The organism is Rhizobium phaseoli, from assembly GCF_003985125.1.
In the GTDB taxonomy this organism is placed as follows: domain Bacteria; phylum Pseudomonadota; class Alphaproteobacteria; order Rhizobiales; family Rhizobiaceae; genus Rhizobium; species Rhizobium phaseoli.
This window is the reverse complement of record NZ_ML133581.1, coordinates 26,945-52,401: the sequence shown is the minus strand read 5'-3', so window position 1 is coordinate 52,401 and position 25,457 is coordinate 26,945. Positions and strand designations below refer to the sequence as shown.

24 protein-coding genes and 1 other RNA gene are annotated in these 25,457 nt (G+C 62.8%); 12 read left to right on the top strand and 13 right to left on the bottom strand.

Features of this window, described 5'->3' with window-relative positions:
* Positions 1 to 14: 14 nt before the first annotated feature.
* On the bottom strand, positions 15 to 629 hold the full coding sequence (locus tag EFD56_RS23410; protein ID WP_126906408.1) for a LysE family translocator: 615 nt from the start codon (positions 627 to 629) through the stop codon (positions 15 to 17).
* A gap of 95 nt (positions 630 to 724) precedes the next feature.
* Between EFD56_RS23410 and pdxR the strand changes: the two genes are divergently transcribed.
* Positions 725 to 2,203: a MocR-like pyridoxine biosynthesis transcription factor PdxR gene (gene pdxR / locus EFD56_RS23405; RefSeq protein WP_183819527.1), complete on the top strand. Its 1,479-nt coding sequence runs from the start codon at positions 725 to 727 to the stop codon at positions 2,201 to 2,203.
* A 32-nt stretch (positions 2,204 to 2,235) separates the two neighbouring features.
* Here the strand turns inward: pdxR and miaA are convergent, their stop codons facing one another.
* Positions 2,236 to 3,132 (bottom strand): tRNA (adenosine(37)-N6)-dimethylallyltransferase MiaA, encoded by an 897-nt coding sequence (miaA, locus tag EFD56_RS23400; RefSeq protein WP_183819511.1) that lies wholly within the window; start codon positions 3,130 to 3,132, stop codon positions 2,236 to 2,238.
* On the opposite strand from miaA, the gene serB reads away from it, so the two are divergent.
* Entirely contained in the window at positions 3,131 to 4,021 is an 891-nt protein-coding gene (gene serB, locus EFD56_RS23395) for a phosphoserine phosphatase SerB (RefSeq protein WP_126906406.1), read from the top strand. The genes miaA and serB overlap by 2 nt on opposite strands.
* A 266-nt stretch (positions 4,022 to 4,287) precedes the next feature.
* Here the strand turns inward: serB and EFD56_RS23390 are convergent, their stop codons facing one another.
* The 5 genes from EFD56_RS23390 to EFD56_RS23370 all read right to left on the bottom strand — a co-directional run bounded on the left by EFD56_RS23390 (position 4,288) and on the right by EFD56_RS23370 (position 9,732).
* Positions 4,288 to 5,994, bottom strand: coding sequence for a DegQ family serine endoprotease (locus tag EFD56_RS23390; RefSeq protein WP_126906405.1), 1,707 nt, complete (start codon positions 5,992 to 5,994; stop codon positions 4,288 to 4,290).
* Between the two features lie 207 nt (positions 5,995 to 6,201).
* Entirely contained in the window at positions 6,202 to 7,167 is a 966-nt protein-coding gene (gene hflC / locus EFD56_RS23385; protein ID WP_126906404.1) for a protease modulator HflC, read from the bottom strand.
* A gap of 3 nt (positions 7,168 to 7,170) precedes the next feature.
* Complete coding sequence (gene hflK, locus EFD56_RS23380; RefSeq protein ID WP_004677233.1) at positions 7,171 to 8,256, bottom strand: FtsH protease activity modulator HflK; 1,086 nt, start codon at positions 8,254 to 8,256, stop codon at positions 7,171 to 7,173.
* Between the two features lie 149 nt (positions 8,257 to 8,405).
* Positions 8,406 to 8,924, bottom strand: coding sequence for a dihydrofolate reductase (locus EFD56_RS23375; RefSeq protein ID WP_064827991.1), 519 nt, complete (start codon positions 8,922 to 8,924; stop codon positions 8,406 to 8,408).
* A gap of 13 nt (positions 8,925 to 8,937) precedes the next feature.
* On the bottom strand, positions 8,938 to 9,732 hold the full coding sequence (locus tag EFD56_RS23370; RefSeq protein ID WP_037140230.1) for a thymidylate synthase: 795 nt from the start codon (positions 9,730 to 9,732) through the stop codon (positions 8,938 to 8,940).
* A gap of 111 nt (positions 9,733 to 9,843) precedes the next feature.
* Between EFD56_RS23370 and ssrA the strand changes: the two genes are divergently transcribed.
* The 4 genes from ssrA (at position 9,844) to EFD56_RS23350 (ending at position 11,422) form a co-directional block, all read left to right on the top strand.
* Positions 9,844 to 10,206, top strand: a transfer-messenger RNA (tmRNA) gene (gene ssrA / locus EFD56_RS23365).
* Between the two features lie 128 nt (positions 10,207 to 10,334).
* Entirely contained in the window at positions 10,335 to 10,850 is a 516-nt protein-coding gene (locus EFD56_RS23360; protein WP_126906403.1) for an SspB family protein, read from the top strand.
* A gap of 50 nt (positions 10,851 to 10,900) precedes the next feature.
* Positions 10,901 to 11,095 carry a DUF4169 family protein gene (locus EFD56_RS23355; RefSeq protein WP_004677236.1) on the top strand — a complete coding sequence of 65 codons (195 nt, stop codon included), beginning with the start codon at positions 10,901 to 10,903 and terminating at the stop codon, positions 11,093 to 11,095.
* A 105-nt stretch (positions 11,096 to 11,200) separates the two neighbouring features.
* Positions 11,201 to 11,422: a ribbon-helix-helix domain-containing protein gene (locus EFD56_RS23350; RefSeq protein ID WP_012484462.1), complete on the top strand. Its 222-nt coding sequence runs from the start codon at positions 11,201 to 11,203 to the stop codon at positions 11,420 to 11,422.
* Positions 11,423 to 11,485: 63 nt separating this feature from the next.
* On the opposite strand, the gene EFD56_RS23345 is transcribed toward EFD56_RS23350, so the two are convergent.
* From EFD56_RS23345 to EFD56_RS23335, 3 genes are all read right to left on the bottom strand, one after another.
* Entirely contained in the window at positions 11,486 to 15,184 is a 3,699-nt protein-coding gene (locus EFD56_RS23345; protein ID WP_126906402.1) for an AsmA family protein, read from the bottom strand.
* Between the two features lie 113 nt (positions 15,185 to 15,297).
* Positions 15,298 to 16,710, bottom strand: a complete 1,413-nt coding sequence (locus EFD56_RS23340; RefSeq protein WP_126906401.1) for an FAD-binding oxidoreductase — start codon at positions 16,708 to 16,710, stop codon at positions 15,298 to 15,300.
* A gap of 149 nt (positions 16,711 to 16,859) precedes the next feature.
* Positions 16,860 to 17,894 carry an aldo/keto reductase gene (locus EFD56_RS23335; RefSeq protein WP_126906400.1) on the bottom strand — a complete coding sequence of 345 codons (1,035 nt, stop codon included), beginning with the start codon at positions 17,892 to 17,894 and terminating at the stop codon, positions 16,860 to 16,862.
* Between the two features lie 92 nt (positions 17,895 to 17,986).
* Between EFD56_RS23335 and EFD56_RS23330 the strand changes: the two genes are divergently transcribed.
* From EFD56_RS23330 to EFD56_RS23310, 5 genes are all read left to right on the top strand, one after another.
* Positions 17,987 to 18,889: a LysR family transcriptional regulator gene (locus EFD56_RS23330; RefSeq protein ID WP_126906399.1), complete on the top strand. Its 903-nt coding sequence runs from the start codon at positions 17,987 to 17,989 to the stop codon at positions 18,887 to 18,889.
* A 231-nt stretch (positions 18,890 to 19,120) separates the two neighbouring features.
* Positions 19,121 to 20,206, top strand: a complete 1,086-nt coding sequence (locus EFD56_RS23325) for an AbrB family transcriptional regulator (RefSeq protein ID WP_126906398.1) — start codon at positions 19,121 to 19,123, stop codon at positions 20,204 to 20,206.
* Positions 20,207 to 20,427: 221 nt separating this feature from the next.
* Positions 20,428 to 20,742, top strand: coding sequence for an ArsR/SmtB family transcription factor (locus EFD56_RS23320; protein WP_064818612.1), 315 nt, complete (start codon positions 20,428 to 20,430; stop codon positions 20,740 to 20,742).
* Positions 20,739 to 21,098 (top strand): SRPBCC family protein, encoded by a 360-nt coding sequence (locus tag EFD56_RS23315; protein WP_126906397.1) that lies wholly within the window; start codon positions 20,739 to 20,741, stop codon positions 21,096 to 21,098. Before EFD56_RS23320 ends, EFD56_RS23315 begins: the two co-directional genes overlap by 4 nt.
* Positions 21,099 to 21,143: 45 nt before the next feature.
* Positions 21,144 to 21,755: an ATP-dependent Clp protease proteolytic subunit gene (locus tag EFD56_RS23310; RefSeq protein WP_004673331.1), complete on the top strand. Its 612-nt coding sequence runs from the start codon at positions 21,144 to 21,146 to the stop codon at positions 21,753 to 21,755.
* A 21-nt stretch (positions 21,756 to 21,776) separates the two neighbouring features.
* Here EFD56_RS23310 and EFD56_RS23305 read toward each other — a convergent pair whose 3' ends face one another.
* Complete coding sequence (locus EFD56_RS23305) at positions 21,777 to 22,676, bottom strand: AraC family transcriptional regulator (RefSeq protein ID WP_126906396.1); 900 nt, start codon at positions 22,674 to 22,676, stop codon at positions 21,777 to 21,779.
* Between the two features lie 45 nt (positions 22,677 to 22,721).
* Here EFD56_RS23305 and EFD56_RS23300 point away from each other — a divergent pair, with 45 nt between their 5' ends.
* Positions 22,722 to 23,129, top strand: a complete 408-nt coding sequence (locus tag EFD56_RS23300) for a DUF2000 family protein (RefSeq protein WP_064818616.1) — start codon at positions 22,722 to 22,724, stop codon at positions 23,127 to 23,129.
* Positions 23,130 to 23,181: 52 nt separating this feature from the next.
* Here the strand turns inward: EFD56_RS23300 and EFD56_RS23295 are convergent, their stop codons facing one another.
* A complete protein-coding gene (locus EFD56_RS23295; protein ID WP_126906395.1) occupies positions 23,182 to 23,847 on the bottom strand; it encodes a YiaD family glycine zipper/OmpA-like lipoprotein in 666 nt (221 codons plus the stop codon).
* Positions 23,848 to 24,442: 595 nt separating this feature from the next.
* Positions 24,443 to 25,441, bottom strand: coding sequence for a flagellin N-terminal helical domain-containing protein (locus tag EFD56_RS23290; RefSeq protein WP_037140247.1), 999 nt, complete (start codon positions 25,439 to 25,441; stop codon positions 24,443 to 24,445).
* Between the last annotated feature and the right edge of the window lie 16 nt (positions 25,442 to 25,457).

Sequence of the window (25,457 nt, the reverse complement as noted above, 5' to 3'; positions counted from 1 at the left end):
ATCCTGAAAAAGCGTCAGTTTGAGAACAGCAGGCGCGATCCGGCGCCCGCAAAGAACACCGCGAGGCTTGCCTCGATCCAGCGGCGCGCCTTGGCATAGCCGCGCACCATCGGCGCTGTCGAAAACAGCAGGGCATAACCGGCGAATATCGATATGCCGAACAGCACACAGCCGCCGAACGCCGTCACCGCCATTTCGGGCGAAGCGCCCGGTTTGAGGCCGAGCGACATGATCGCGACCCAGGCCAGAACCGCTTTGGGGTTTCCGAGATGCATCAGGATCCCACGGCGGTAGAGCACGCCCAAGTCCGTCGACGGCCGCGCCAGTTCGCGTGCCGGCGAATCCGCGGCAGCCGCCGAGCGAGCCGCCCTCCAGGCGAGCCAGAGGAGGTAAAGCCCGCCCGCGATCTTGAGGAATAACAGGGCATGAGCATAGCCAACGAGCAATGTCGAAACTCCAGTGACGGCAATCAGTCCCCAGCATGTCGACATCGTTATCACGCCGGCGGCAAGCGCCAGGGCCGGTCGGCGTCCTTGGCTCATCGCGACATTCATGATCGCCATGTTGCTTGGTCCCGGGCTTCCGGCTGCGACGATATAGGCGATATAGACGACGAGAAGATCCTGCATGTCCGCTTTCCAGAAGTCGCTGAGGCCTTCCTTCTCTACTAAAATTGGTTCATCATGAAGCGCCATTTTCTAGAATCTTAATGGACCATTTTGCGATGTCGAAGCGGCGGGCGACCATCGAAATTCCGTCTCTCCATGGGATCGACAGAACGGCCCATGTCGGCCGCCGGCTTGCACAGGCCCTGCGGAACGCCATTGCCTGCGGCGAGTTGCGGCCGGGCGAGCGCCTTCCTTCGACGCGTAGCCTTGCCACCTCTTTGAAGATCGCCCGCGGCACCGTCGTCGAAGCCTTCGACCAGTTAACCGCCGAAGGTTATCTCGAGGCGAGAGTGGGCGCGGGAACCCGTGTTGCCGCCGCCCTGACGGACATGGCGCCGGCACTGCCGCCGCCACCGCCCGCGCCGGCGGCCGCAGAGGCGATCGACCTGCCTGCCCCGGCTGCACGGCTGATCTCGATCGCCCGTACGCTGACCCCTCACCCGCCCGTTCCCTTCGCTATTGCCGTGCCCGCTTCCGGCATCGCGCCCGACGACAATTGGCGCCGTCTCGGCAATCGAATGCGCGCCTCAAGGCAGGCCGCGCCGTCGGGCTACCATGATCCGATGGGTGTACTCGAACTGCGCATCGCCATCGCCGGCCACGTCCGCCGCGCAAGGGCCGTTCATTGCGAGCCCGAGCAGGTCATCGTCACGTCAGGCACGCAGCAGGGTCTCTATATGGCTGGCCGGGTTCTTCTGTCGCATGACGACCCGGTGTGGGCCGAGGATCCCGCCTATCCCGGCCTGACGGCGGTGCTCGACGATCTCGGCGTGCGGACGCATCGAATCCCGGTCGACGCACAAGGAATGAATGTGGAACGCGGCCTCGAACTGTGTCCGGAAGCGCGCGCCGCATTCGTCACTCCTTCGCACCAATATCCGGTGGGCATGCCGCTCAGCATGGCGCGGCGCAACGCTCTGATCGCCTGGGCCGACCAGAACCGAGCCTGGATCGTGGAGGACGACTACGACAGCGAACTGCGTTATGCCGGACACCCTTTTCCCTCCATGCAGGGGCTGCGTCCGTCGCGCGTCATCTATCTCGGCACCTTCAGCAAGGTGCTCTTTCCGTCGCTGCGGCTCGGTTACGTCATCGCCCCGGAGCCGCTCGCCGAAGCCTTCGCCGGCGCACGCGCCATTCTTGACCGGCATTCGCCGATATCTGAACAGCACGTTGTGGCTGCCTATATGAGGGAAGGCTATTTCGAGGCGCATATCAGGCGCATTCGCGGTCTTTATGCCGAACGCCGCGCTGTTCTGCTCGCGGCGCTCGAGCGGGTTCTGCCGGCGGGGTGCCATGTTCAGCCGAGCGATCAGGGCATGCACATCCTGCTATGGCTGCCCGAGGACGCCGACGATGTGCGACTGGCAGCGCGCGCCCTTTCGGCAGGCCTCGCAGTGAGGGCGATCTCCCCCATGTATGGCGCGCAGCCGGCGCGCCCTGGCCTGATGTTGGGTTTCGGCGGTTTTCCACCGGATCAGTTGCAGGCGGCGGCGGGCGAACTCGCCAAACTGCTGCAGGAGTGCGGAACGTAACCGGACTTGAAGGGTAGGCCCGGGCTTACGCCCTATGGGGCCAGCCGCTCCCAGCTCTCATCCATCTGATTGCGGAACCAAGTCATTTGCCGCTTGGCGTATTGCCGTGTCGCCGCAGCGCCCTTCTCCAGCACTTCCTCGCGCGTCATCTCGCCCTTCAGCATCGCCGTGATCTGCGAAACCCCGATCGCCTTCATGACAGGCGCCTCGACCGGCAGGCCAAGGGCAAGCAGCGCCCTCACCTCGTCTTCGGCACCCTGCTGCAGCATCTTTTCGAAACGGCCATTGATGCGGGCATGCAGCACCGCCCGGTCGGGCAGAACGACGATCTTTCGCGCCTTATCGGCGTCGATCACCGCAGGCCCGGACCGCCGCTGAAAATCGGTAATCGACCGCCCCGTCGCCTTGATCACCTCCAGCGCCCGGACGATGCGCTGCCCGTCCTGGCGATTGAGGCCTGCCGACATGGCAGGATCGATTGCTTCAAGTTCGGCATGGAGCCCCTCCGGCCCCTCCGCAACCAGTCGCATCCTGAGTTCTTCCCGCAGTTCCTCCGGGATCTCAGGCATGTCGGAAAGGCCGCCGGTGAGAGCCTTGAAATAGAGCCCGGTGCCGCCGACGAAAACCGGCAGCTGCCCGGCGGCTTTCAGTGCCGGCAACAGCGCGGAGACATCGCGCAGCCAGGCGCCGGTGGAATAGGCGGCCCCTGCCGGCACGTGGCCGTAGAGATGATGCGGCACGCCTTGCATCTCCTCTTCCGACGGGCGCGCCGTCAGCACCCGCAAGGTGTCGTAGACCTGCATGCTATCGGCATTGACGACCGCGCCGCCATAGCGCTTGGCCAATTCGACAGCGAGCGCGGACTTGCCGCTGGCGGTCGGCCCGGTTATCAGGATCGCGTTCTCTACGCTCAGAAGGTTTTCCATCATGGCCCTCGTTGCCACGCTTGTTGCCAATCCGTCAAATCCTGTTCTGACCCCTGGTATCGCCGAACAGGCGGCCGAGATCGTGGAAGCCTCCGGTCTCTACTGGCTGGCCGACGGCGTCGCCTGCGACATCGCGCTGCGTGACGGTACGGATGCACAGGCGGCGGAGGCCAATATTCTCGCCGTCATCGCTGGCGCGCCGATTGACCTGGTCATCCAGGAGCAGGAGACGCGCCGCAAGAAGCTGCTGATCGCCGACATGGATTCGACGATGATCGGCCAGGAATGCATCGACGAACTCGCGGCCGAAGTCGGCCTGAAGGAGAAGGTCGCCGCCATCACCGCCCGCGCCATGAACGGCGAGATCGCCTTCGAGCCGGCGTTGCGCGAGCGTGTCGCTCTGCTGAAAGGCCTCCCGATTTCGGTCGTCGACGAGGTCATCGCCCGGCGTATCACGCTCACCCCGGGCGGCCCGGAGCTGATCGCCACAATGAAGTCGAAAGGCCATTACACCGCCCTCGTCTCCGGCGGCTTCACCGTCTTTACAGGCCCCATCGCCGCCACTCTCGGCTTCAACGAGAACCGTGCCAACACGCTTCTCGAGGATGCCGGCATCCTGTCCGGATTCGTCGCCGAACCGATCCTCGGCAAGCAGGCAAAAGTCGATGCGCTGAACGAAATTTCGGTACGTCTCGGCATTTCGCCGAAGGAAGCGATCGCCGTCGGCGATGGCGCCAACGACCTCGGCATGCTGCAGCTCGCCGGCTCCGGCGTCGCCCTCCACGCCAAACCCACGGTCGCCGCCCAGGCGCAGATGCGCATCAACCACGCTGACCTGACGGCGCTGCTCTATATCCAGGGCTATCGGAAGACGGATTTTGTGACGGGCTGAATGCCCAATTGTGCTGCAGAAGAGGAATGAGCAAGGCAGGTTCGTCAAGTAGGCTGTCACTAAACTGGCGCGACCCTCTCTTCCCTCATCCCTGTGCTCGTCACAGGAACCCAGCGCGCCCAAGTCTCTGGGCGCAGAAGACTTTCTTCAAGATTATATAAAGCCACGCACCGCGCAGACGCGCGGTGGCGGGATTCCTGTGATGAGCGCAGGAATGAGGGAGAACAGGAGACTGCGGCGGCAAAACCATTACCGCCAGAGCTCCATTATTCCATCGGCACTGCCACGAACCGCAGATCGCCATTGGCCGATGCGATCATCAGCTGGGCGTTGCGGCGGCCCTCCTGTTTCAGCGATTTCACCTTGGCGGCGACCGCGTCCGGCGACTTCATGAATTCCTGTGCCACCTCGACGATCACGTCTCCCGGCTTCAGCCCCTTTTCGGCCGAGGCGGAGCCGGGCGCCACCTCCGTCACGACGACGCCGTCGACGCTTTCGGCAATGCCGAAAGCCTTGCGTGTTTCGGGGCTCAACAGCGACAGCGACAATCCGAGCACGTTCTTGGGGGTTGCCGCATCCGGCGATACCTGGCCCTGGTGCTGGTCCGGCGCGGGCGCACCCGGCATGGGCTGGGCCTGATCGCCGGTATCCGGCTCATCCATGTCGTTGTTTTCGTCGGGATCAGGGGTGATCACGCCGTCGTCCTGCGATCCATCGGGCGCCCCGCCACCGGATGCAGCCTGATCGCTGTCCTCAAGGCGGCCAAGCTTCACCTTGACGGTCTGCTCCTTGCCGTCGCGCAGCACGACGACGTCGACTTCCTTGCCGACCGTGCTTTCCGCCACGACACGCGGCAGATCGCGCATTTCATTGACCGTCTTGCCGTCGAATTTCAAAATCACGTCGCCCGCCTTGATCGAACCGTCGTCGACGGGGCCGCCTTTGATGACGCCGGCGACCAGCGCACCCTTGGCCGTGTCCAGCCCGAGGCTGTCGGCGATATCGTCGGTCACCGGCTGGATGCGCACACCGAGCCAGCCGCGCCGCGTCTCGCCAAATTGACGCAACTGCTCGACAACGCCGGAAGCCAGTTCGGACGGCACGGAGAAGCCGATGCCGATCGAGCCGCCGCTCGGCGAGATGATCGCCGTGTTGATGCCGATCACCTCGCCCTTCATGTTGAAGAGCGGGCCGCCGGAATTGCCCTTGTTGATCGCCGCATCCGTCTGGATGAAATTGTCGTAGGGGCCAGCGTTGATGTTGCGGCCGCGCCCGGAAATGATGCCGACCGTCACCGAACCGCCGAAGCCGAACGGATTGCCGATCGCCATGACCCAGTCGCCGATGCGCATCTCGCTGGAATCGCCGAATTTGACCGCTTTCAGCGGCGCCTTCGGCTCGACCTTCAGCACCGAAAGATCGGTCTTCGTATCCGTGCCGATCAGCTTCGCCTTGAGCTTCGAGCCATTGGCGAAATTGACCTCGATGTCGTCAGCGCCCTCGATCACGTGATTGTTGGTGACGATATAGCCGGTCGGGTCGATGACGAAGCCGGAGCCGAGCGAGCTGACATTATGGTTGGGGCCTTTGCTGCCCTGCTGCTTGTTGAAGAAGTCGTTGAAGAATTCCTGGAACGGCGATCCGTCGGGCGCGCGCGGCGCCGGACCGACCCCTTCGTCATCCTTCACATTCTGAGAGGTCGAGATATTGACGACCGCGTCGAGCAGCCCTTCGGCGAGATCGGCGACGGAAGCCGGACCGTTGTTCGGCACGACGCCCTGAAGCGGTGGGGTCTGCTGCGGTGTCGCGGGCGCAGGTGGCGCAGCCGGAGCAGGCGCGGCAACCCCGGGTGCTGTGGCTTCAGGCGCGGTTTGCGCAAAAGCAACGTCGCTCACGCCGGCTTGCGCCAGGATGGCGACGCTGGCCAGAAGCGCGAGCGTTCGTCTGAAGGGCGAGCGATTCGTGGGGGCCATCAAGCTTCCTCATAAGCAGTAAATGCGCACATTGAGCACCAGCATAAGGCGGAATGATGGAGGGTGAAATCACCTTTTCGCGAAATCCCCGTGCAATATGACGTGCCCTCGCAAAAGCCGGATTATCTCAATCATTCCATGAAAAAAGGGCCGGCGCTCGGGCCGGCCCTTCGGAATTGCCGGGGATGCGGACAGCATCCCCTGCCGTCAGTTCGCCGGCTGGGCGGGCGCTGCCGGAGCAGTCGCGCCGGGCACCGCCGGAGCGGGTGCGGCGTTTGCCGGCGGCTGCAGGGCGCCGGCGGCATTGTCGAAATAACGGAAGAATTCCGAATTCGGCGACAGCACCAGCGTCGTGTCCTGCGATGAAAGCGCCGAGGAATAGGCCGCCATCGAACGATAGAATTCGAAGAAGGCGGGATTCCTGGAAAAGGCGTCGGCGAACACGCGGTTGCGTTCGGCATCGCCCTGACCGCGCAGGATTTCCGCATCGCGCTGGGCATCCGCGGTGATCTCCACCACCTGGCGGTCGGCAACCGCCCGGCGGCGCAGGCCGTCTTCCGTGCCCTGGGCGCGCAGGAGTTCGGCTTCGGCCAGACGCTCGGAGCGCATGCGGTTATAGGTGTTCGGCGCAACATCGGCCGTCAGATCGGTGCGGCGGATGCGCACGTCCTGGATGTTCAGGCCGAGGAGCTCGGCATCCGGACGCAGATCGTCGCGCACCTCGAGCATCATCGACACGCGCTCGTCGGAAAGTGCGGCATCGAATTCCCGCAAACCGTAGACGCGGCGCAATGCCGAATCGAGACGGGTGCGCAGCCGCGCTTCGGCCGCATCGCGATCGCCCGAGACGGTTTCGCGGAAGCGGCGAGCATCGTTGATCGAGTAGATCACGAAGGCGTCGACGTCGAAGGTCGCGCCGCCCTTGACCTGCACCTGGATGTTGTCGAGGTCGAGACGCAGCTTCTGCTTTTCGACGAGCTGGACGCGGTCGGCATCCATGAAGCTGAACGGCAGCTTGAAATAGATGCCGGGCTCGGTCTTGACCGACTGGATCTCACCGAAGCGCACGACGATCGCCTGCTCACGGGCATTGACCACGTAAACCGAGGAATAAAGCCCGATCAGCACGATGGCGAGGATGACGAGAATGACGGGAAGCCTGTTCGAAGTCATGGCTCAACCTCCCTGCTGCGACGGTCTGGAGATCTCGTTGAGCGGCAGATAAGGCACGACCCCCTGCTTCTCTTCGATGATGACCTTCTTGGAATTCTTCAGCACCTGTTCCATCGTTTCCAGGAACAGCCGCTTGCGAGTGACGTCGGGCGCCTTCGAATATTCCTCGTCGATGGCGATGAAGCGCTGCGCCTCGCCCTCAGCTTCCTTGACGACGCGGTCCTTGTAGGCGGCTGCATCTTCGCGGATGCGGGCGCCGTCACCGCGTGCCTGACCGAGTTTCTGGTTGGCGTACTGGTTGGCTTCTTCCACCAGGCGCTGCTTGTCCTGGTCGGCGCGCTGCACTTCCTGGAAGGCGTCGGCCACTTCACGCGGCGGTGCCACATCTTCGATGGTCACTTTGTTGACCGAAATGCCGGAATTATAACGCGACATCGTATCCTGGATGATGTTGGCGACTTCGCTGGCAATCTCCAGGCGGCGGTCGCGGAATGCGTCCTGCGCCGGACGGCGGCCGACCACTTCGCGCATCGCGCTTTCGGAAACCTGCTGCAGCGTCTGCGCCGGGCTTTCGACGTTGAAGAGATAGGCGCGCGCATCGCTGATCTGATAGAGCACGTTGAAGCGGACGTTGAGGATATTCTGGTCGCCCGACAGCATCAGCCCACCGGCCGTATTGCTGCTGCCCTGCGTGCCGCCGACATTCAGCAACTGCTCGGTGACCTTGACGATCTCGACCGTATCCATTGGCCAGAAATGGAAATGCAGACCCGGCATCGATACCGTTTCCCGCGGCTTGCCGAAGCGCAGCTCTACGCCGCGTTCGTCCGGCTGGACGGTGTATACGCACTGGATCAGCCAGAAGACGGCGACGATTGCCAAAACGATCACCGTCACGCCGCCATTGAAACCGCCGGGAACGATGTTGCGCAGCTGGTCCTGGCCGCGCCGAATAATGTCTTCCAGATCGGGCGGTCCGCCCTTGCCGCCGCTGCCGCGCGGGCGGTTTGGCCCCTGACCCCATGGTCCCTGATTATTACCGCCGCCGCCCCAAGGGCCGCCGCCGCCATTCTGATTGCTCCAGGGCATCAAAACCTCGTTGTTCGTTAAGTCTTCCCCGCATCCGGGACCGTGGGGGCTGACCGGCGGATGCGTTGGTGACCGTTATAGGTATCGCCGCACCGGCTTTCAACGCAGCGTGAGAAACTTGGTCAATTTAATTGGAAAATAGTTCGTTTTCAGGCGTGGCGACGTTTGTAGACGACGTAGCGGGTGGGATAGCTGTCCTTCTCGCCGGCCGGCACCGCGATTGTCTCTGCCGCCTGCCAGAGATCGGGATCGATGTCAGGAAAAGACGCGTCGCCGTCGAGATCGGCCTCGACATGGGTGATGCACATTCTGTCGGCAAGATTGATCGCCTGCGCATAGATCTGACCGCCGCCGACGATGCAGATCTCGTCGACGCCGGTTTCGCGCGCCAGCCTTTCAGCCGCGTCCATCGCCTCGGCCAGCGAATGCGCCATAGCGACATCGGGATGATCGATCGCCGTCTGCCGAGAGATCACTACATTCGGTCGTCCCGGCAGCGGCTTGCCGATCGAATCGTAGGTCTTGCGGCCCATCACAACAGGCTTGCCCAGCGTCAGCGCCTTGAAGCGCTTGAGATCGCTCGACAGCCGCCACGGCATGTCGCCGTCGCGGCCGATGATGCCGTTGCGGGCAACGGCGGCGATGATGGTCCTGCGAATGTCGGCCATGAAATATCCCGGATCAGACGGCGATCGGCGCCTTGATGCTGGCATCGGCCTCGTAGCCGATCAGCTCGAAATCCTCGAAGGTGAAGCTGAAGATGTCCTTTACATCGGGATTGATGCGCATGAAGGGCAGCGGCTTCGGCCGGCGCGTCAGCTGCAGCTTCGCCTGATCGAAATGATTGTGGTAGAGATGCGCGTCGCCGAATGTATGGACGAAATCTCCGGATTTGAGCCCGGTCACTTGAGCAACCATCATCGTCAGCAGCGCGTAGGAAGCGATATTGAAGGGCACGCCGAGGAAGATGTCGGCGGAACGCTGGTAGAGCTGGCAGGAGAGCCTGCCGTCGGCGACATAGAACTGGAACAGGCAATGGCAGGGCGGCAGCGCCATGTTGTCGACTTCGGCCGGATTCCAGGCCGAGACGATGTGGCGGCGCGAATTCGGATTGTTGGCGATGCCTTTGACCAGATTGGCGATCTGATCGATATGGCCGCCGTCCGGTGCCGGCCAGGAGCGCCATTGGGCGCCATAGACCGGCCCGAGGTCGCCGTTCTCGTCGGCCCACTCATCCCAGATCGAGACGCCGTTGTCCCTGAGATAACCGATATTCGTTTCGCCCTTCAGGAACCACAAAAGTTCGTGGATAATCGAGCGCAGATGCAGCTTCTTCGTGGTCAGCACGGGGAAGCCTTCTTCGAGGTCGAAGCGCATCTGGTAGCCGAAAACCGAGCGGGTGCCGGTGCCGGTGCGGTCGCCCCGGTCCGAGCCCTTTTCCATCACATGCTTGAGGAGGTCGAGATATTGCTGCATGGCGCGCTGATTCCGTTTTCTCCAATTTAAGCCTTCGCATTGAGGAAACCAATCGCCGGCCAGTATTTTCCCGTCCTTTCTGCCGCCGGAGATAACGCTTTTATGACGTTTGCCCTTTCCTTGGGCGAAGGAAATCACTATATCAACCCTGCCGGCTTTCGGGCCGGCTATGGCAATAAATGAGCGGTGTAATAAACCTATTGGACCCGGGGGCGGTACCCGGCGCCTCCACCAAAAACCGGCGGCATCGAAGGCCGGCTTTTGATGGGGGCGAAACAGGATCGACAAGGGTGTAAAGATCGACTTTTTGCTCGGCATTGTACCGCCGTTATCGGGCTAAAATTGTAGTTGCAAACGACAACTATGCGGAAGCTCGTCTCGCTGCTTAATCGCGGTGTGACACTTCAATCAAAGTCCTAGTGGTTCGCACCTCTAGGCGGGGTCCGAAGGCACCTGGCAACAGAAGCCTTCACCTTCTCCCTCCTGACGAAATCATGTATGCTGCGAAAAAACGTGACTCGGTTCCGGTCTTTCCCAAGGCGCCCGGACGTGGCATATAACCTTGTGAAAAGACTTCCGAACCGACGAAAGACAGGAAAAGCATGGGGCAGGATCATATCCGCTACGACATTCTGGCGCAGGATGCACTTCGCGGCGTCATCCGCAAGGTTTTGGCGGAAGTCGCAACGACGGGGCGTCTGCCCGGCGACCATCACTTCTTCATCACCTTTCTGACGGGTGCGGCCGGTGTGCGCATTTCCCAGCACCTGAAGTCGAAATATCCAGAGCAGATGACCATCGTCATCCAGCACCAGTTCTGGGACCTGAAGATCACCGAGACGCATTTCGAAATCGGCCTTTCCTTCTCCGACGTTCCGGAAAAGCTGGTCATTCCGTTCAATGCCATTCGCGGCTTCTACGATCCCTCCGTCAATTTCGAGCTCGAATTCGACGTGCCGCTTGCCGATGGCGAGGAACTGCCGTCCGGCGAGATCACCGCCTATCCGGTCGATGCGGCAGCAAAGCTTGACGAAACCGCCGGCGCAAAACCGGCCGACGGCGAAGAGAAGAAACCTGGCTCCGTCGTCTCGCTCGACTCTTTCCGCAAGAAGCAGTGATTTCAAAGGGAGGTTCAGCCTCCCTTTTTCATAGGGATTCAGCCACACGCATGAGCGCCGAAATCATCAATCTGCGCCAGTTCCGCAAGAAGCAACTCCGCTCCGAAAAGGAGAAGCAGGCCGAGCAGAACCGCATTTCCTTCGGCCGCACCAAGGCCGAGAAGCAGCTCACGCGCAGCCTGAACGAGAAGGCCGACAAAGCCCATCGCGACGGCCGGATCGAGACGGATGACGACGGCGCATGAGGCTTCACGCGAAGCTTGAAGAGCCGGAATGGATTCTGCAATCAGCCACTTGCGCAGATTTCTTGAATCGATCCTCAAAGCAGATTGGGCTGTGAATCGTCCGTCATGATCCGCAAGCACTCGGCGACACTGCACGGCCACCGCACCAGTTTTTCGCTGGAAGATGAATTCTGGGCCGAGCTGAAGACGATCGCCGCAAGCCGTTCGCTGTCGCTTGCCGCGCTGATTTCCGAGATCGACGACCACCGCCCGCCGGACAGCAACTTGTCGTCGGCGCTGCGGCTCTATGTGCTTTCCTGGGCGAAGGCCGGCGGCGGCGAGCCGTGACGCCGCAATTGTCCATCGAAACCTGCGACGATTGCCGATAAAACCCACGCGTCCGTCAAGCCTTCATTGCGCCTGAACGCCCGGTAGCTGATCGAAATTGAGCGGACCGGGTTGTTCCTGGCCGCCGCGCCGCGCCGCTTCCGCGGCCGCCCTCGCCTGCGCATCGGCCTTGTCCTTGGTTTCCGCCGCGCGCGCGGCCTCCGCCTCGGCGGCCGCCTTCTGCGCAGCCGCTGCCTGTGCCAGTGCGCGCAGCCGCTCTTCCTCAGCCTGCCGCTGCCGCTCGATCTCAGCGGCCCTGACGCGTTCGGCGGCATTGAAGCGATAAAGCGCGGCCTCGCGGCGCAGCCGCTGCTTTTCGAGCACGATCGCCTGCAGCCGTTCGACGCGCCGCCGCTCACGCTCGAAGGCCCGCAGCGAGAGGTAGCTGGTGATATCGGTCACATCCATCGTCTTGCCGGGCGACGGCAGCATGCCGGAGAAATTGAGCCTCAGCGCCGGTTCGGCGCCGGGAAGCACCTCCGTGCCCGGATTGAGACCGATGCCGACCGTCGCGCTGATCCGCTCCTCCGGCAACGCGATCTGCGCATCGGCGGTGACGCGGGCCAGGTCATTGGCGACGGTGACATTCTGCACCCTCAGTGTCCCGTCGGTAATGTTGAAGGGAACGCCGAGCGGCGGCAGCTTCGCTTCGCCGTTGTTAAGCAGCGTCTCGACGATCGGGTGCACCTTGCCGGCATTGATCTGTTCCTGCATCGTGTCGGTCGCGGCAAGCAGCGGCGGAAGGATTGCAAGGTTCAACCCGCGTATGCTGGTATCGCCGAGCCTCAGTTCCCCTGAACCATTGAGCGAGCTGGCAATCTCAGCGATCGTCTTGCCGGAAGCCTCCATCGACAGCGACAGGCCGAACTTGCCATTGGCGATCGGCGCACCGTCACGCAGCCAGATGACGCCGGCAAGATCGGAATCGGCCAGCGCAAGCTTTGTCTGCAGGAAGCCGGTGCCATCGGCATTGGTGAAGAGCAGGTTGCCGGAGAGCTTGCCGCCATCCCAGTTGCCGGCCATGTCGTTGAGCTGCAGTTCGTCACCCTTGTAGCCGACGTTGCTGGTAAAATCGGACACCGCCGTTTCCGGCAAGCCGGGCCAGAATTCCTTGGCCGAAAGCTTCACCTTGACATCGAGATCCTTGAAGACGGGCAAGCCGAGCGGGGCCTTCGTCAGCGCGCCGGTGGCGGGATCGACGATCTGGCCGAACACGGCCTCGCCCAGCCAGCCGGCGTCGGCTTTGGAGAGCGTCAGCGCGCCGCTCGCCGTCGTCTTGGCGGCCTTCCGGTCGAAACTCAATGCCCCTGAAAACTCGTTGTCGGCCGCATGCCCCTTGATATCGGACAAGGCGATCTTGTCGCTGTCGACGGCGGCATTGACCTGCAGGCCGAACGGCAATCCCGTTCCGGTCTGCGGCAGGGCGATGCCGTTCATGATGAGATAGGGGTCGATATCGGCGCTGTCGAGCGAAAGCGCGATCTGACCATTCATGAAACTTTGCGGCCGGACATCGACCTTGCCGTTGGCGGTAAACGAGGTCCGGTCGGTGGCAAAGGTCAGCGCCGCATCGGCGGGATCATTGCCCGAGGCCTTCACCTTGAGCGTCAGGCGGCCGTTGGCGCCGACATCGACCGGCAGCGGATCAAGGCCGGCCTGGCCGAAGAGGATGGACGGCACGGCGTTTTCGAGCGTCGCCTCGAGGCTCGTCGTACCGTTACCGGTCAGCGCCAGCAGATCGGACATGCGATAGTCGAGATTGACACGGCTGCCGTTCGCCACGCCGGCCAGCGTCACCGTCAGCGCATTGCCTTCGTCGCCGCCGAGAGTCAGCGCGCCGCGCAATGCCGTATTGCCGTACCAGCCGGCATTGCGCACCAGCCGGTCGAGCACCGGGTGGTGCGGCAGGTGCTCGCGCAGCATGGTGAAGAACCCGCCCGGATCGGGCGATTTGAAGGTGATCTCACCCGCGCCCTTGTAGTCGAGCAGCGAGCCTTCCGCCCGGCCCGTCGCCGTCAGCTCGGCGCCCGCGAGGTTCTTGACCGACAGCCGGTCGACCGCAAGCGCTCCGTCAGCGATCGTGAAGGTGGTTTCGACATTCTCGGCGTCGACCCCGAAGGCGGTGAACTTGTCGGCCTTGAGCTGGGCGGCGATCTTGTGATCGAGAACGTTGTCGCCGGTGTCCTGCCCGGTCGCAAGCCCGGCCAGCGCCTGCAGTGCGTCGAGATCGAGCGTATCGCCGTTCAGCGCTACCGACAGGGTCGGCGTCTGGCCGGTGACCGCCTGCCGCTCCAACCGGCCTTTCAGCGTCGCCGATCCCATGGCGATTTCGAGGTTTTCGAAACGCTGCAATTCATGAGTGAGGCTGACATTGGCGGAAAAACCCGCCTGCCGCAATTGCCGGATGGCCGGGTCGACCGAGCCGGCAAGCCAGGAGGCGAGCCCTGTCGGCTGGTTCGAGGCCACCACGATCTGACCGTTGAACGAGGGCTCGCCCTGAAGCAGGAGCTTGCCCTTACCTTCCACCTGGGTGCGTCCCGGCAGCGTGCCGACGGCGCTGTCGATCATCCACCCGGTGCCGGCCGGCTCCAGCTCCAGTTGCACGTCGCGCAGTGTCGTGTCGCCGGCGACGATCGCCGGCAGCTTGACGCTTGCCTTGCCCGGCACCTGCGGGATCGGCACCTGCGCGACGATATCGATCAGCGAATTCAACCGCTGCCGCGCCGAAACCGCGGGGTCCCGCGTCGTCTTGCCGGCCGCACCTTCATTGCCGATGCGGTTGACGTCGATCTGCTGTCCGTCGGCCGTCAGCAGGAACTCCGGCGCGTTGCCGGTGTCGAGCGTCGCCTCGCCTGTGATGACATAGGGATCGTCTGTCGGGCCGATCTCCATCCGGTATTCGGGAATGCGGATGCGTTCGTTGGTGAGTTCGAAGCGACCCTTGACCCGCGGCGGCTGCTCATTCTTGTTGGCCGACTTGTTGCGGTGTTCGATCGCGGCTGAAAGCTGGCCCTGGTAATTCGGCTTGCGGTCGACGAGCTTCAGCTCGCCGTCGAGATCGATGTTGACCGGGTGCTTGTCAGGGGAAAGTTTCGTGCGCATGTGCAGCACGCCCTTCTCGTCCGGCTGGCTGCTCGAGATCGAGAAATTCCCGTGTTCGCCGTCGAGCGCCGCATCGCCCTCGATGCGCCACGGGCCGGCAAGCGACTTGGCCGACATCTCCGCATTCAGGCCGGTGATGCGGCGGCCTCGGCCCGACTGGTCGTCGATGAACTCGACCTCGCCGCCGCTGACATGCACATTTTCGAGAACGACCGTCTTTGCCGGAATTTCGGCGCGGCTGCCACGCATCCAATCAAGTGTGCCGTCCTTGAGCAACCTCAGACGCACCTTCGGATTGACGACCCGCATGTCGAAGATCAGCGCCTCGCCCGACAGGAAAGGCGCAAGCTCCGCGTCCATGGAAAACTGCTCGACCCTGACGATCGGCGTGCCATCGGCTTCCTGGCCGACGCGCACGTCATGCAGCGTGACCGATGGAAACGGCAACAGGCGGGCATCCACCGTGCCGTGGACGGTGACTTTCTTTCCGATGATGCGGCTTGCCTGATCCTCGAAGTTCTTGCGGAAATCCGTCCAGTCGATGAACAGCGGCGCAAGCAGCGCCACAAACAGCGCTACGACGATCACTCCCCCCAGAAAGACGAGGAACCGGCCTACCAATGCGAGGATTCTCCATTCGGGATTGTGTTGCCGACACTGTTCGGGATTCTATTGCCGACACTAGCGCTATTCATGCCGGGGGCAAGGCCCAAGTTCATGAGAATATTCCGTTTTCAGCCGTGATGGAAAATCTTGCCGGGATTGAAGATGCCGTCCGGATCGAGCGCCTGTTTCACCTGTCGCATCAGATCCACCGTCCCCCCTAGCTCCTGCTCCAGAAAGGCCATCTTCCCCTGCCCGATCCCATGTTCGCCGGTGCACGTGCCGTCCATCTCGAGCGCTCGCTGGTTGAGGCGTTGCACGAAGCTCTCGGCAGCGGCGATGTCTTCGGCGCTCTTGTCGTCGAACAGCAGCAGCACATGGAAGTTCCCATCACCGGCATGGCCGACGATCGGACCGAGCAGCCCGTGCGCCTCGATATCCGCCTGCGTTTGCGAAACGCAATCGGCAAGCCGCGATATCGGAACACAAACATCGGTCGAAAGTGCGGCAAGCCCTGGAGCCAGGGCCCTTGCGGACCAATAGGCGTCGTGACGCGCCTTCCAGAGCTTGGTGCGCTCCTCGGCATTGGCGGTCCACAGGAATTCGCCGCCGCCGCATTCGGCGGCGATCTCTCCGAAGGCTGCCGATTGCAGCGGCACCGTCTCGTCGGTGCCGTGGAATTCGAGGAACAGCGTCGGGCTTTCGGCATAGGAAAGTCCGGAATAGGCGTTGCACGCCCGCATCTGCACGGCATCGAGCAGTTCGATCCGCGCCACCGGGATGCCCATCTGGATCGTCATGATGACGGCATCGCAAGCCGCCTTGATGCTCGGAAAGGCGCAGACGCCGCCGGCAATCTTCTGCGGGATCGCCTGCAGACGCAGCGTCACCGAGGTCAGAATACCGAGCGTGCCCTCGGCGCCGACGAAAAGCCGCGTCAGGTCGTAGCCGGCCGAGGATTTGCGGGCGCGCCGGGCGGTGCGGATTTCCTCGCCATGGGCGGTGACCACTGTGACGGCGAGCACATTGTCCTTCATCGTTCCGTAGCGCACGGCATTGGTGCCCGAGGCCCGCGTCGAGGCCATGCCGCCGATCGAAGCATTGGCACCGGGATCGATCGGAAAGAACAGGCCGGTATCGCGCAGATGAATGTTGAGCGCCTCGCGAGTGATCCCCGGCTCGACCGTGCAGTCGAGATCCTCGGAATTGACCTCGAGCACCCGGTTCATGCGGCTGAAATCGATCGAGATACCGCCATTGGCGGCATTGACCTGCCCCTCCAGCGAGGAGCCGGTGCCGAAACCGATCACCGGCACCCTGTGGGCCGCGCAGGTCCTGACCGCCGTCTTCACATCCTCGGCGCTCTCGGCAAAGAGCACGCCGTCTGGCAGCTGCGGCGGGATATAAGTCGTCGTATGGGCATGCTGCTCGCGGAAGGATTGGCCGGTCTGGAAGCGCTCGCCAAAGCTCTGCTTGAGAATGCCGAGCACAGCGGCAATGCCCGCCTCGTTGCGTGTGCCGGCCTTTGCGTCCTTCAGCGCCATGTCTTTGATCTCCCTGCCATTCCAAGAAACTCCGTCGTGTTTCGTGGGACCAGGCAGGGTATGCGGCAAGTCAAAGCGGCTGTCCAGTTAAGAATGGGAGAAGATTTCATTCCCCTTTTGTCATAGGACGCTCCGCTCTGCGCGGCACCTCAGACGATCGGCGGATTGAGCCGGGCGAAGCCCTCTTGCCGTCGATAAGGGAAATAGGGATAGGGCGCCGTCGCGGCGCTGACGGCGTCGAGCCTTTCGATCTGCTCCTTCGACAGGCTCCAGCCGACGGCACCGAGGTTCTGCCTGAGCTGCTCTTCGTTGCGGGCGCCGATGAAGACGCTCGATACCGTCGGCCGGCCGAGTAGCCAATTGATGGCAATCTGCGGCACCGTCTTGCCGATTTCCGTTGCGATGGCGTCCAGCACCTCGACAATATCGTAGAGCTTCTCGTCGTCGACAGGCGGACCATATTGCGCCGTCTCGTGCAGACGGCTTGCCGCGGGCAGCGGCTCACCGCGGCGGATCTTGCCGGTCAGCCGTCCCCAGGCGAGCGGGCTCCAGACGAGAGCGCCAACGCCCTGGTCGGCGCCGAGGGGCATCAGCTCCCATTCGTAATCGCGCCCCGCCAGCGAATAATAGACCTGATGGGCGACATAACGCGGATGGCCGTGGCGCTCGGCGACCGCCAGCGATTTCATCAGTTCCCAGCCGGCAAAATTGGAAACGCCGATATAGCGGATCTTGCCGGAGGCAATGAGCCCGTCGAGCGTCGCCAGCACCTCCTCGATCGGCGTAGAGGCATCGAAGGCGTGAAGCTGCAGAAGGTCGATATAGTCGGTCCCAAGCCGCCGCAGCGCCTGCTCGGTCGCGCGGATCAGCCGCGCCCGCGACGTTCCCCAGTCCTGCGGTCCCTCGCCCATCGGCAACGCCGTCTTGGTCGATATCAGCACGGCATCGCGCCGGCCGCGGATCGCCTGGCCGAGCACCTCCTCGGAAGCGCCGGCCGAATAGACATCCGCCGTGTCGAAAAGATTGACTCCGGCTTCGAGACAGATGTCGACGAGCCGTCGCGCCTCCTCGGCATCGGTATTGCCCCATGCGCCAAACAGCGGCCCCTTGCCGCCGAAAGTGCCGGCGCCGAAGCTCAAGACCGGCACCCTGAGGCCGGATGCACCGAGATTTCTATATTCCATGGCTCTGTCTCCTGTGTTTCTCCTGAGATAGACCCGGCGCTCAAGGTGAAATAGATTGCCTTTCAGCAAAGCATTTGTGATTTGAATTCATCATGAGCCGTCAGGACATCAACCGCTCCGGCGAGATGGAAGTCTTCGTCAGCGTCGTCGAGCGCGGTGGCTTTTCCTCGGCCGCCACGGCGCGGCGCATGACGCCGTCCGCCGTCAGCAAGCTCGTCGCCCGGTTGGAGGCACGCCTCGGCATCCGCCTCGTCAACCGCTCCACCCGCAGACTGCAACTGACGCCGGAGGGCTGTGCCTTCTACGAGCGCAGCATTGCCATCCTTGCCGATATCGCCGAGGCCGAACGCCAGGCCTCATCCGGCGAGGAAGCGGCGGGCCGCATCCGCATCAACACCAGCGGCTCCTTCGGCAATCATGTGCTGGCGCCGCTCGTGCCGGCCTTCATGACGCTTCATCCCGCCGTGACCCTGGATATTGCCCATACCGACAGGGTCGTCGATCTGATGGAAGAGCGCGCCGATGTCGCGATCCGCGCCGGGCCCTTGAAGAGTTCCAGCCTGATCGCCCGCAAGCTCGGCGCCACCCGCAAGACTATCGTTGCCTCGCCTGATTACCTCGGCCGTCACGGCGAGCCGCGCACGGTCGCCGATCTCCGTCGCCATTGCCGCATAGGCTTTTCTTATGCCCGCGCCATCGAGGGCTGGCCGATGCGCGAGAGCGGCGAGACGGTGACGATCCCGATCACACCAGGCATTCAGGTCGCAGACGGCGAAGCCATGCGCCATCTCGCTCTATCCGGCGCCGGCCTTGCCCGGCTGGCCTCCTTCACTGTGCGCGCCGATATCGAGACAGGTCGCCTGGTACCGGTGCTCGAAGAGGCAAACCCCGGCGATATCGAGGAGTTCTACGCCCTTTATATCGGCCAGGGCGGCCCACTGCCGGCCAGGGTCCGCGCCCTCCTCGATTTCCTCGCCGCCCATGTGCGCCTCTGAGGCATAGGACAAGGCGGCTCCATAAAAACAGCGACTTAAGCCGATCACTTGAATCAAATTCGCATCTCAAGGGACCGAGAGCCAGATTTCGCAATTGACCGCGTCCGAAGCCCGCATCTATACCGGACCTGCGCCAGCCGGCCGTTGCTGCCGGCCTCTCTTCGTCACGCCGGAGCTTCCTCCCACCTTCAGCCTCAGGGCTTGGCGCCGGCCAGGAAAGATACGGGACACATGCCATTCAGCCGCCTGCTGCGCGATGTCGGCCTGCCGAAATGGGCGCTGTTGCTGGCGCTCTCGACCGCCTTCACCGTCTTCCTCGAACTCTTCGATCTGCCCGCCTCGCTGCTGATCGGACCGATGGTCGCCGCCATCGTGCTGGCGCTGACCGTCGGCAAGGGAAAGCTTCGCGTGCCGGTCTGGCCGCTGCAACTCGGCCAGGTCCTCGTCGGCCTGATGATGGCCCGCACCATCACCCCCGACATTCTCGGCACCATGGCGAAGGATGCGCCGCTCTTCCTGCTGTTCATCTTCTCGGTCATTGCCATTGCCACCGGCCTCGGCTGGCTGTTGACGCGCTGGCAGGTGCTGCCCGGAACGACCGCCGTCTGGGGCTCCTCGCCGGGCGGCGCCTCGGCCATGGTGATCATGTCGGAAGCCTATGGCGCCGATGCCCGGCTCGTCGCCTTCATGCAATATCTGCGTGTCGTCTTCGTCGCCGTCGGCGCCTCGGTGATCTCGCGCCTTTGGGTGGCCGCTGACGGCGCCGAGCCGCCGCAGCTCGTCCTCTTTCCCGCGGTCGATTGGTCGGCCTTTGCCGCGACGATCGCCTTCGCCGCCATCTCCGCCTATGGCGTCCGGCGCCTGCGCATCCAGGGCGGCACGATCATCGTGCCGCTCTTTCTCGGGGCTCTCCTGCAGGGCATGGGCTTGATCAAGATCGAACTGCCGATGTGGCTGCTCGCCCTCGCCTATGCGCTCGTCGGCTGGAGCATCGGCTTGCGCTTCACCCGCTCGATCCTTTCGCATGTGGCGCGCGCCCTGCCGAGGGTATCGGCCTGCATCCTGCTGCTGATGGCGCTCTGCGGCTGCATGGCCGCTGCGCTCCATGTCTTCGCCGGCATCGATCCGCTGACGGCCTATCTCGCCACCAGCCCCGGCGGTGCCGATTCCGTCGCCATCATCGCGGCCTCCAGCGATGTGGACGTGCCCTTCGTGATGGCGATGCAGACCGGACGATTCCTCGTCATTCTGCTGATCGGCCCGGCACTCGCCCGCTTCATCGCCCGCCGCTCCGGCCTTGCCGAAAATCCCGCCTGATGATCGACCCAAAAATCCGGACTTGAAGCCTCGTCTTCTCTGACCCGATGCGGACGTCAGGCGATTGCAAACCCCGTCGCTTGAACAGCGGTTTTGCGACAAGGAATTCCTTTCATTTTTCGATGCTGAGAGGTCAGTCGTTGAACTTCGGATTTCCGCAGCAACAGGAAGCTGTCTCGAAATAGCTTGCGAATCGCATAAGTCCGTGCTTATGTGTTCACATGATCGAGCATGACTTTTTCCGAGCTTTGGCAGACCCGACCCGCCGTGCGATCTTTGAGAAGCTGGCGGCAGGGAGCATGAACGCCAGCGCCTTGCGCGAGGGTATGGGCATTAGCCAGCCGGCGATGTCGCAACACCTCGCAGTTCTGCGCAGTGCAAAGCTCGTGAGGGAAGAACGACAGGGGCGTTTCGTGAATTACGAAGTCGATCCCGCTGGGTTGACTCTCATCGCCCAGTGGCTCGCAAAATACCGCGCCTATTGGCCGGAGCGTATCGCAGCACTCAAAGTCTTGCTGAAGGATATGGATCAATGAACGATGGGAAGACCAAGGAACAGGATAGCGGCGTCGAGTTGGAGTTTGACTTGGGTGATCCGCCGCAAAAAGTCTGGCGTGCCGTCACCATTCCCGAACTTCGGGAAAGGTGGTTGCCGAAGGAGGCATTGGCTGATCCCGATGCGATCACCGTCACTCCCGGCCAGGAAGTTCGCTACAAGCTGCGTGACGATACCCCGCCTTTCCTTGAAAGCACCGTGACGTTTACGGTCACCCCGAATGCTACTGGCGGCACTTGCCTTCGGATCGTCCACGAACTGACGAACGTCAGATTCCTTGGAATGACAAAAGCGTCGGCGAACAGCAACAGCCCGCCCCTCATGCTCGCCGCCTGATACGGCGAGCCTCCCCCTAAAATTCTCAAAGTCTGGAGGTCGCCGATGCGCGAAGCGATGCAACTCGTCCCTATGGTCATAGAGCAGTCCAGCCGCGGGGAGCGATCCTTTGATATTTATTCCCGGCTTCTGCGCGAGCGGATTATCTTCCTCAATGGCGAGGTGAACGATACCGTTTCGGCGCTCGTCTGCGCGCAACTGCTGTTTCTCGAAGCGGAAAACCCCAACAAGCCCATCAACCTTTATATCAATTCGCCGGGCGGCGTCGTCACCAGCGGCCTGGCCATGTACGACACCATGCGCTTCATCCGTGCGCCGGTTCATACACTTTGCATGGGCACGGCCCGTTCAATGGGATCGTTCCTGCTGATGGCAGGCGAACCCGGCGGAAGAGCCGCATTGCCCAATGCCAGTATCCTCATTCACCAGCCCTCCGGCGGCTTTCAAGGGCAGGCTTCCGACATGCTGATTCACGCCGAGGAAATTTTAAAGACCAAGCAACGCATGACGCGGCTCTACGCGGAGCATTGCGGACGTTCCTACGAAGATTTCGAGCACGGGATGGATCGCGACCGCTTCATGACGGCGGAGGAAGCGCTCGAATGGGGTCTTATCGACCGTATTTTGAAGGTTCGGGAAGACACGGGCAGCCTATAAGCCTTGCCGCAAAAATCCCGACTAAAGCGACACTTGTTTTCTCAAGGCCTGCGACGTTCTGTTGCCATGAACGAGTGCTGACCATTGCCCGGGCGTCATGCCGTAGGCCTTCTTGAAGTGGCGGTTGAGGTGGCTTTGGTCGGCAAAGCCCGTCGCCGCCGCCGTGTCCGAAATGCCCTCACCGGCGCCGATCATGGCGCGGGCCTGCTGCAGCCGCCGCATCAGGAGGTAGCGATGCGGGCTCGTGGCGAAAGCTGCCCGGAAATGCCGCGACAGCGCAAAACGATCGAGCCCGGTGACCGCTTCCAGTTCGCCGGAATGAACCGGCCGCGTGGCATGCGCTTCGAGATAATCGCGCGCCGCCCGTGTCTGCCGCCAGGCGATCGCCCCGAGCGGGCGGCGCGGCAACCGCGCGTGTCGTGACAAGCCGCCCGTCACCCGCGACACAAAATCATCGACGAAGAGCTCGTCCAGTTCGCGGTCGAGTTCGCCGAGCGCGGCCAGCAGCACGCCGGCCAGCGCCGGATCGCCGATGACCGGCTCATCGACGAACGGCAGGCCAAGGCCTTCCGCCTCCAGGCATTCGAGCAGTAGCGCCGGCTCCAGATAAAGCATGCGGTATTGCAGCCCGTCCTCCGTTCCCGCCCCGCCATCGTGTTCCTCGTCAGGGTGCAGCACGATCACTTGTCCTGACAGGCTGAAGCGCCGCTCGCCGCGATAGGTAAAGGTCTGCACGCCCTTCAGCGTGACGCCGAGCGCGTAGGTGTCGTGCCGGTGCGGCTCGAAGGCGTTGCCGGAGAATTGCGCACCGATGCGCTCGATGCCGGGAAAGGCCGGCGCCGTCAGGATGCCATTGCCGGATGGCCCCGTGCACAAACGTTCAAGACCTTCGAAGACCTGCGGATGTAGATCCTGGTTCAAGTCGCCCGAGACTCCATAACCCTGATATAGGTGAAAGACCGTCTGATGTTTGATACCAAAATCGCCGTCGTCCTGCGAAACAATCTTGCCGCCTGGCAGAAGCTGAACGTCACCGCCTTCCTGATGACCGGCATCGCCGGCGGGCATCCCGAGATCCTCGGTGAACCCTACAAGGACCGTGCCGGCAACATCTACAATCCGCTGTCGATCCAGCCGATCATCGTGCTGTCCGCTGACGAGGCGGTGATGCAGGCGATCCACCGCCGCGCGCTGGAACGGGATGTCACTGCCTCACTCTTCATCGAAGAGATGTTCGCCACCGGCCACGACGCGGCCAACCGCGCCGTCTTCGCCGAATATGCGCCCGACGATGCCAAGGTCGTCGGCATCGCGCTACGCGCCGAAAAGAAGATCGTCGACAAGATCACCAAGGGTGCGACGATGCAGCACTGACGAAAAAGGCCGGGCATGACCCGGCCTTTCCGCAAACGCTGCGAGACGGGGCTCAGCCCTGGGTGATCGGCGCGATCTGGATTTCGACGCGACGGTTCTGGGCGCGGCCGGCTTCGGACGCATTGGAGGCGACCGGCTGCGACGGGCCGAAGCCGACGGCGGAGACGCGGCGCTGGTCGATGCCCTGGCCGCCGAGATAATCGGCAACCGAAAGCGCGCGGCGCTGCGACAGGTCCTGATTGTGCTGCAGGCTGCCGGTCGAATCCGTATGGCCGTTGACGTCGATCAGCGTCCGGTTGAACTTGCGCAGCACGATCGCCACCGAATTCAGCGTCGGATAGAAGCCCGGCTTCACCGCATCCTGGTCGACGTCGAAGGTGATGTTCGACGGCATATTGAGAATGATGTTGTCGCCGTTGCGGGTCACCGAAATGCCGGTGCCTTCGAGCTGGGCGCGAAGCTCGGCTTCCTGCTGGTCCATGTAGTTGCCGATCGCGCCACCGGCGAGAGCGCCGATGCCGGCGCCGATCAGCGCCGCATTGCGCTTGCCGTGTCCGCCGCCGCCGACGGCGACGCCGACGAGAGCGCCGCCAAGCGCGCCGAGCGCCGCGCCGCCGGCCGTGTTGGAAACCTTCTGCTCACCCGTATAGGGGTCGGTCGTCGTGCAGCCGCTGAGATAGCTTGCTGCGACAGCCAGAAGTATGAATTTCTTGATCATGGACAGGATGGTCTCCGTTCGAAGCTGATGCGAGCAAATGGCAAGGATTACGGCAAGAAAATGAAGATGTTCCCTTGATAGGGGAATTTCAGGCGCCGAAACAGCAGCCATGTTGCAGCAATGCGCTGATATCACCAGTTTTAGCAATTCGATCAAGCTGACGGGCAGCAGAGATCAGCCCTCATGCCGCTACCTCCGAATGCCGGTGGCCGGCCCCGTCCTTCGAGGCCCCTGCGGGGCACCCCAGGATGAGGCCGGAGAGAGGTTGCCGCTTGCCCAACGGAAAACGCAGTGCCCGGCCGCCGATAGCTCGCAGCAGTGCACAACAACCAGCCCTCATGTGAGGAGGGCCGCAAGGTCGTCTCGAACCATGAGGGCGGGTGCCGATACGTCCGAGTACCGGTGGCCGGCCCCGTCCTTCGAGGCCCCTGCGGGGCACCTCAGGATAAGGCCGGAGAGAGGTTGCCGCATGCCCATCGGAGAACGCACTGCCCCGCCGCCGATACCTCGCGGCAGAGCACAACAACTAGCCCTCATGGTGAGGAGGCCTGCAGCGCCGTCTCGAACCACGAGGGCGGGTGGGGCGCGATAGCCTTTAGAAATTCTGGAACAGCTGCCGGACGGTGTCGTAGGTCGCGTTGGCGATGTTCAGGGATTGCAGACCGAGCTGCTGCTGCGTCTGCAGCGCCCTGAGCCGGCTCGACTCCTCCTCCATGTCGGCATCGACGAGCCGGCCGATGCCGGCGGTGATGTTGTCGTGCAGTTTGGTGGCGAAGTCATTCTGCAGCTCGATGCGTTTTTCCAACGCGCCGAAGGCGGACCCGACCGTGGTCAGCTGCGTCAGCGCTGCATCGACAACGCTGATCATTTCGCTGACCTGGCCTTTCGTCGTGCTCGACGACAGGGAGATCACCACCTGACCCGTGGTGGTGCCGTTCTTGCTGGTCATCAGCACATAGTCCTGCGAGGTGCCGAGCTCGGTTGCGAAATAGGCCGAGGTCAGCACGCCGTATTCGCCCGAACCGGTGGCCCGGTCGTCGATCAGATAGCGCGCATCCTTGGAGGACGTGGCCCCGACCGGCGTGTTGTCGATATGATAGCTGAGCATGCCGACCGAAATCGTCCCGTCGGCGTTGCGGATAAAGGAGGCCGGGATTTGGCGCGGCTGCGTCGGGGTCGCGTCGTTGTTGAGGATCACCCAGTTATCGCTGTTGAAGGTTGCCGATTCTGAAACGCTGCGCAGCTGCTCCTGCAGTTGCTTGATTTCTTCGTCGATCTTGGACTTGTCGACCCCGTCCTCGGTGGCCGCGACCAGCTTCGCCTTGATCTCCGAGACAACGTCGATGACGTTCTGGACGCCGGTATAAGCCGTCCCCATCGTCGCCGCGGCCATGCCGAGTGCATCCTGGATCGCCGAAACCGCCTTGTTGTCGGTGCGTGCGGTGGTAGCGATTGACCAGTAGACGGCGTTGTCGGCCGCTTTGGCGACACGCATCCCAGTCGTGATGTGATTTTGCGTGACCGTCATATTGCGATTGATATCGCGCAGCACATGGAGCGCCGCATCAACGGAGACGCGCTGATAAATACTCACGGGAACTAAACTCCAA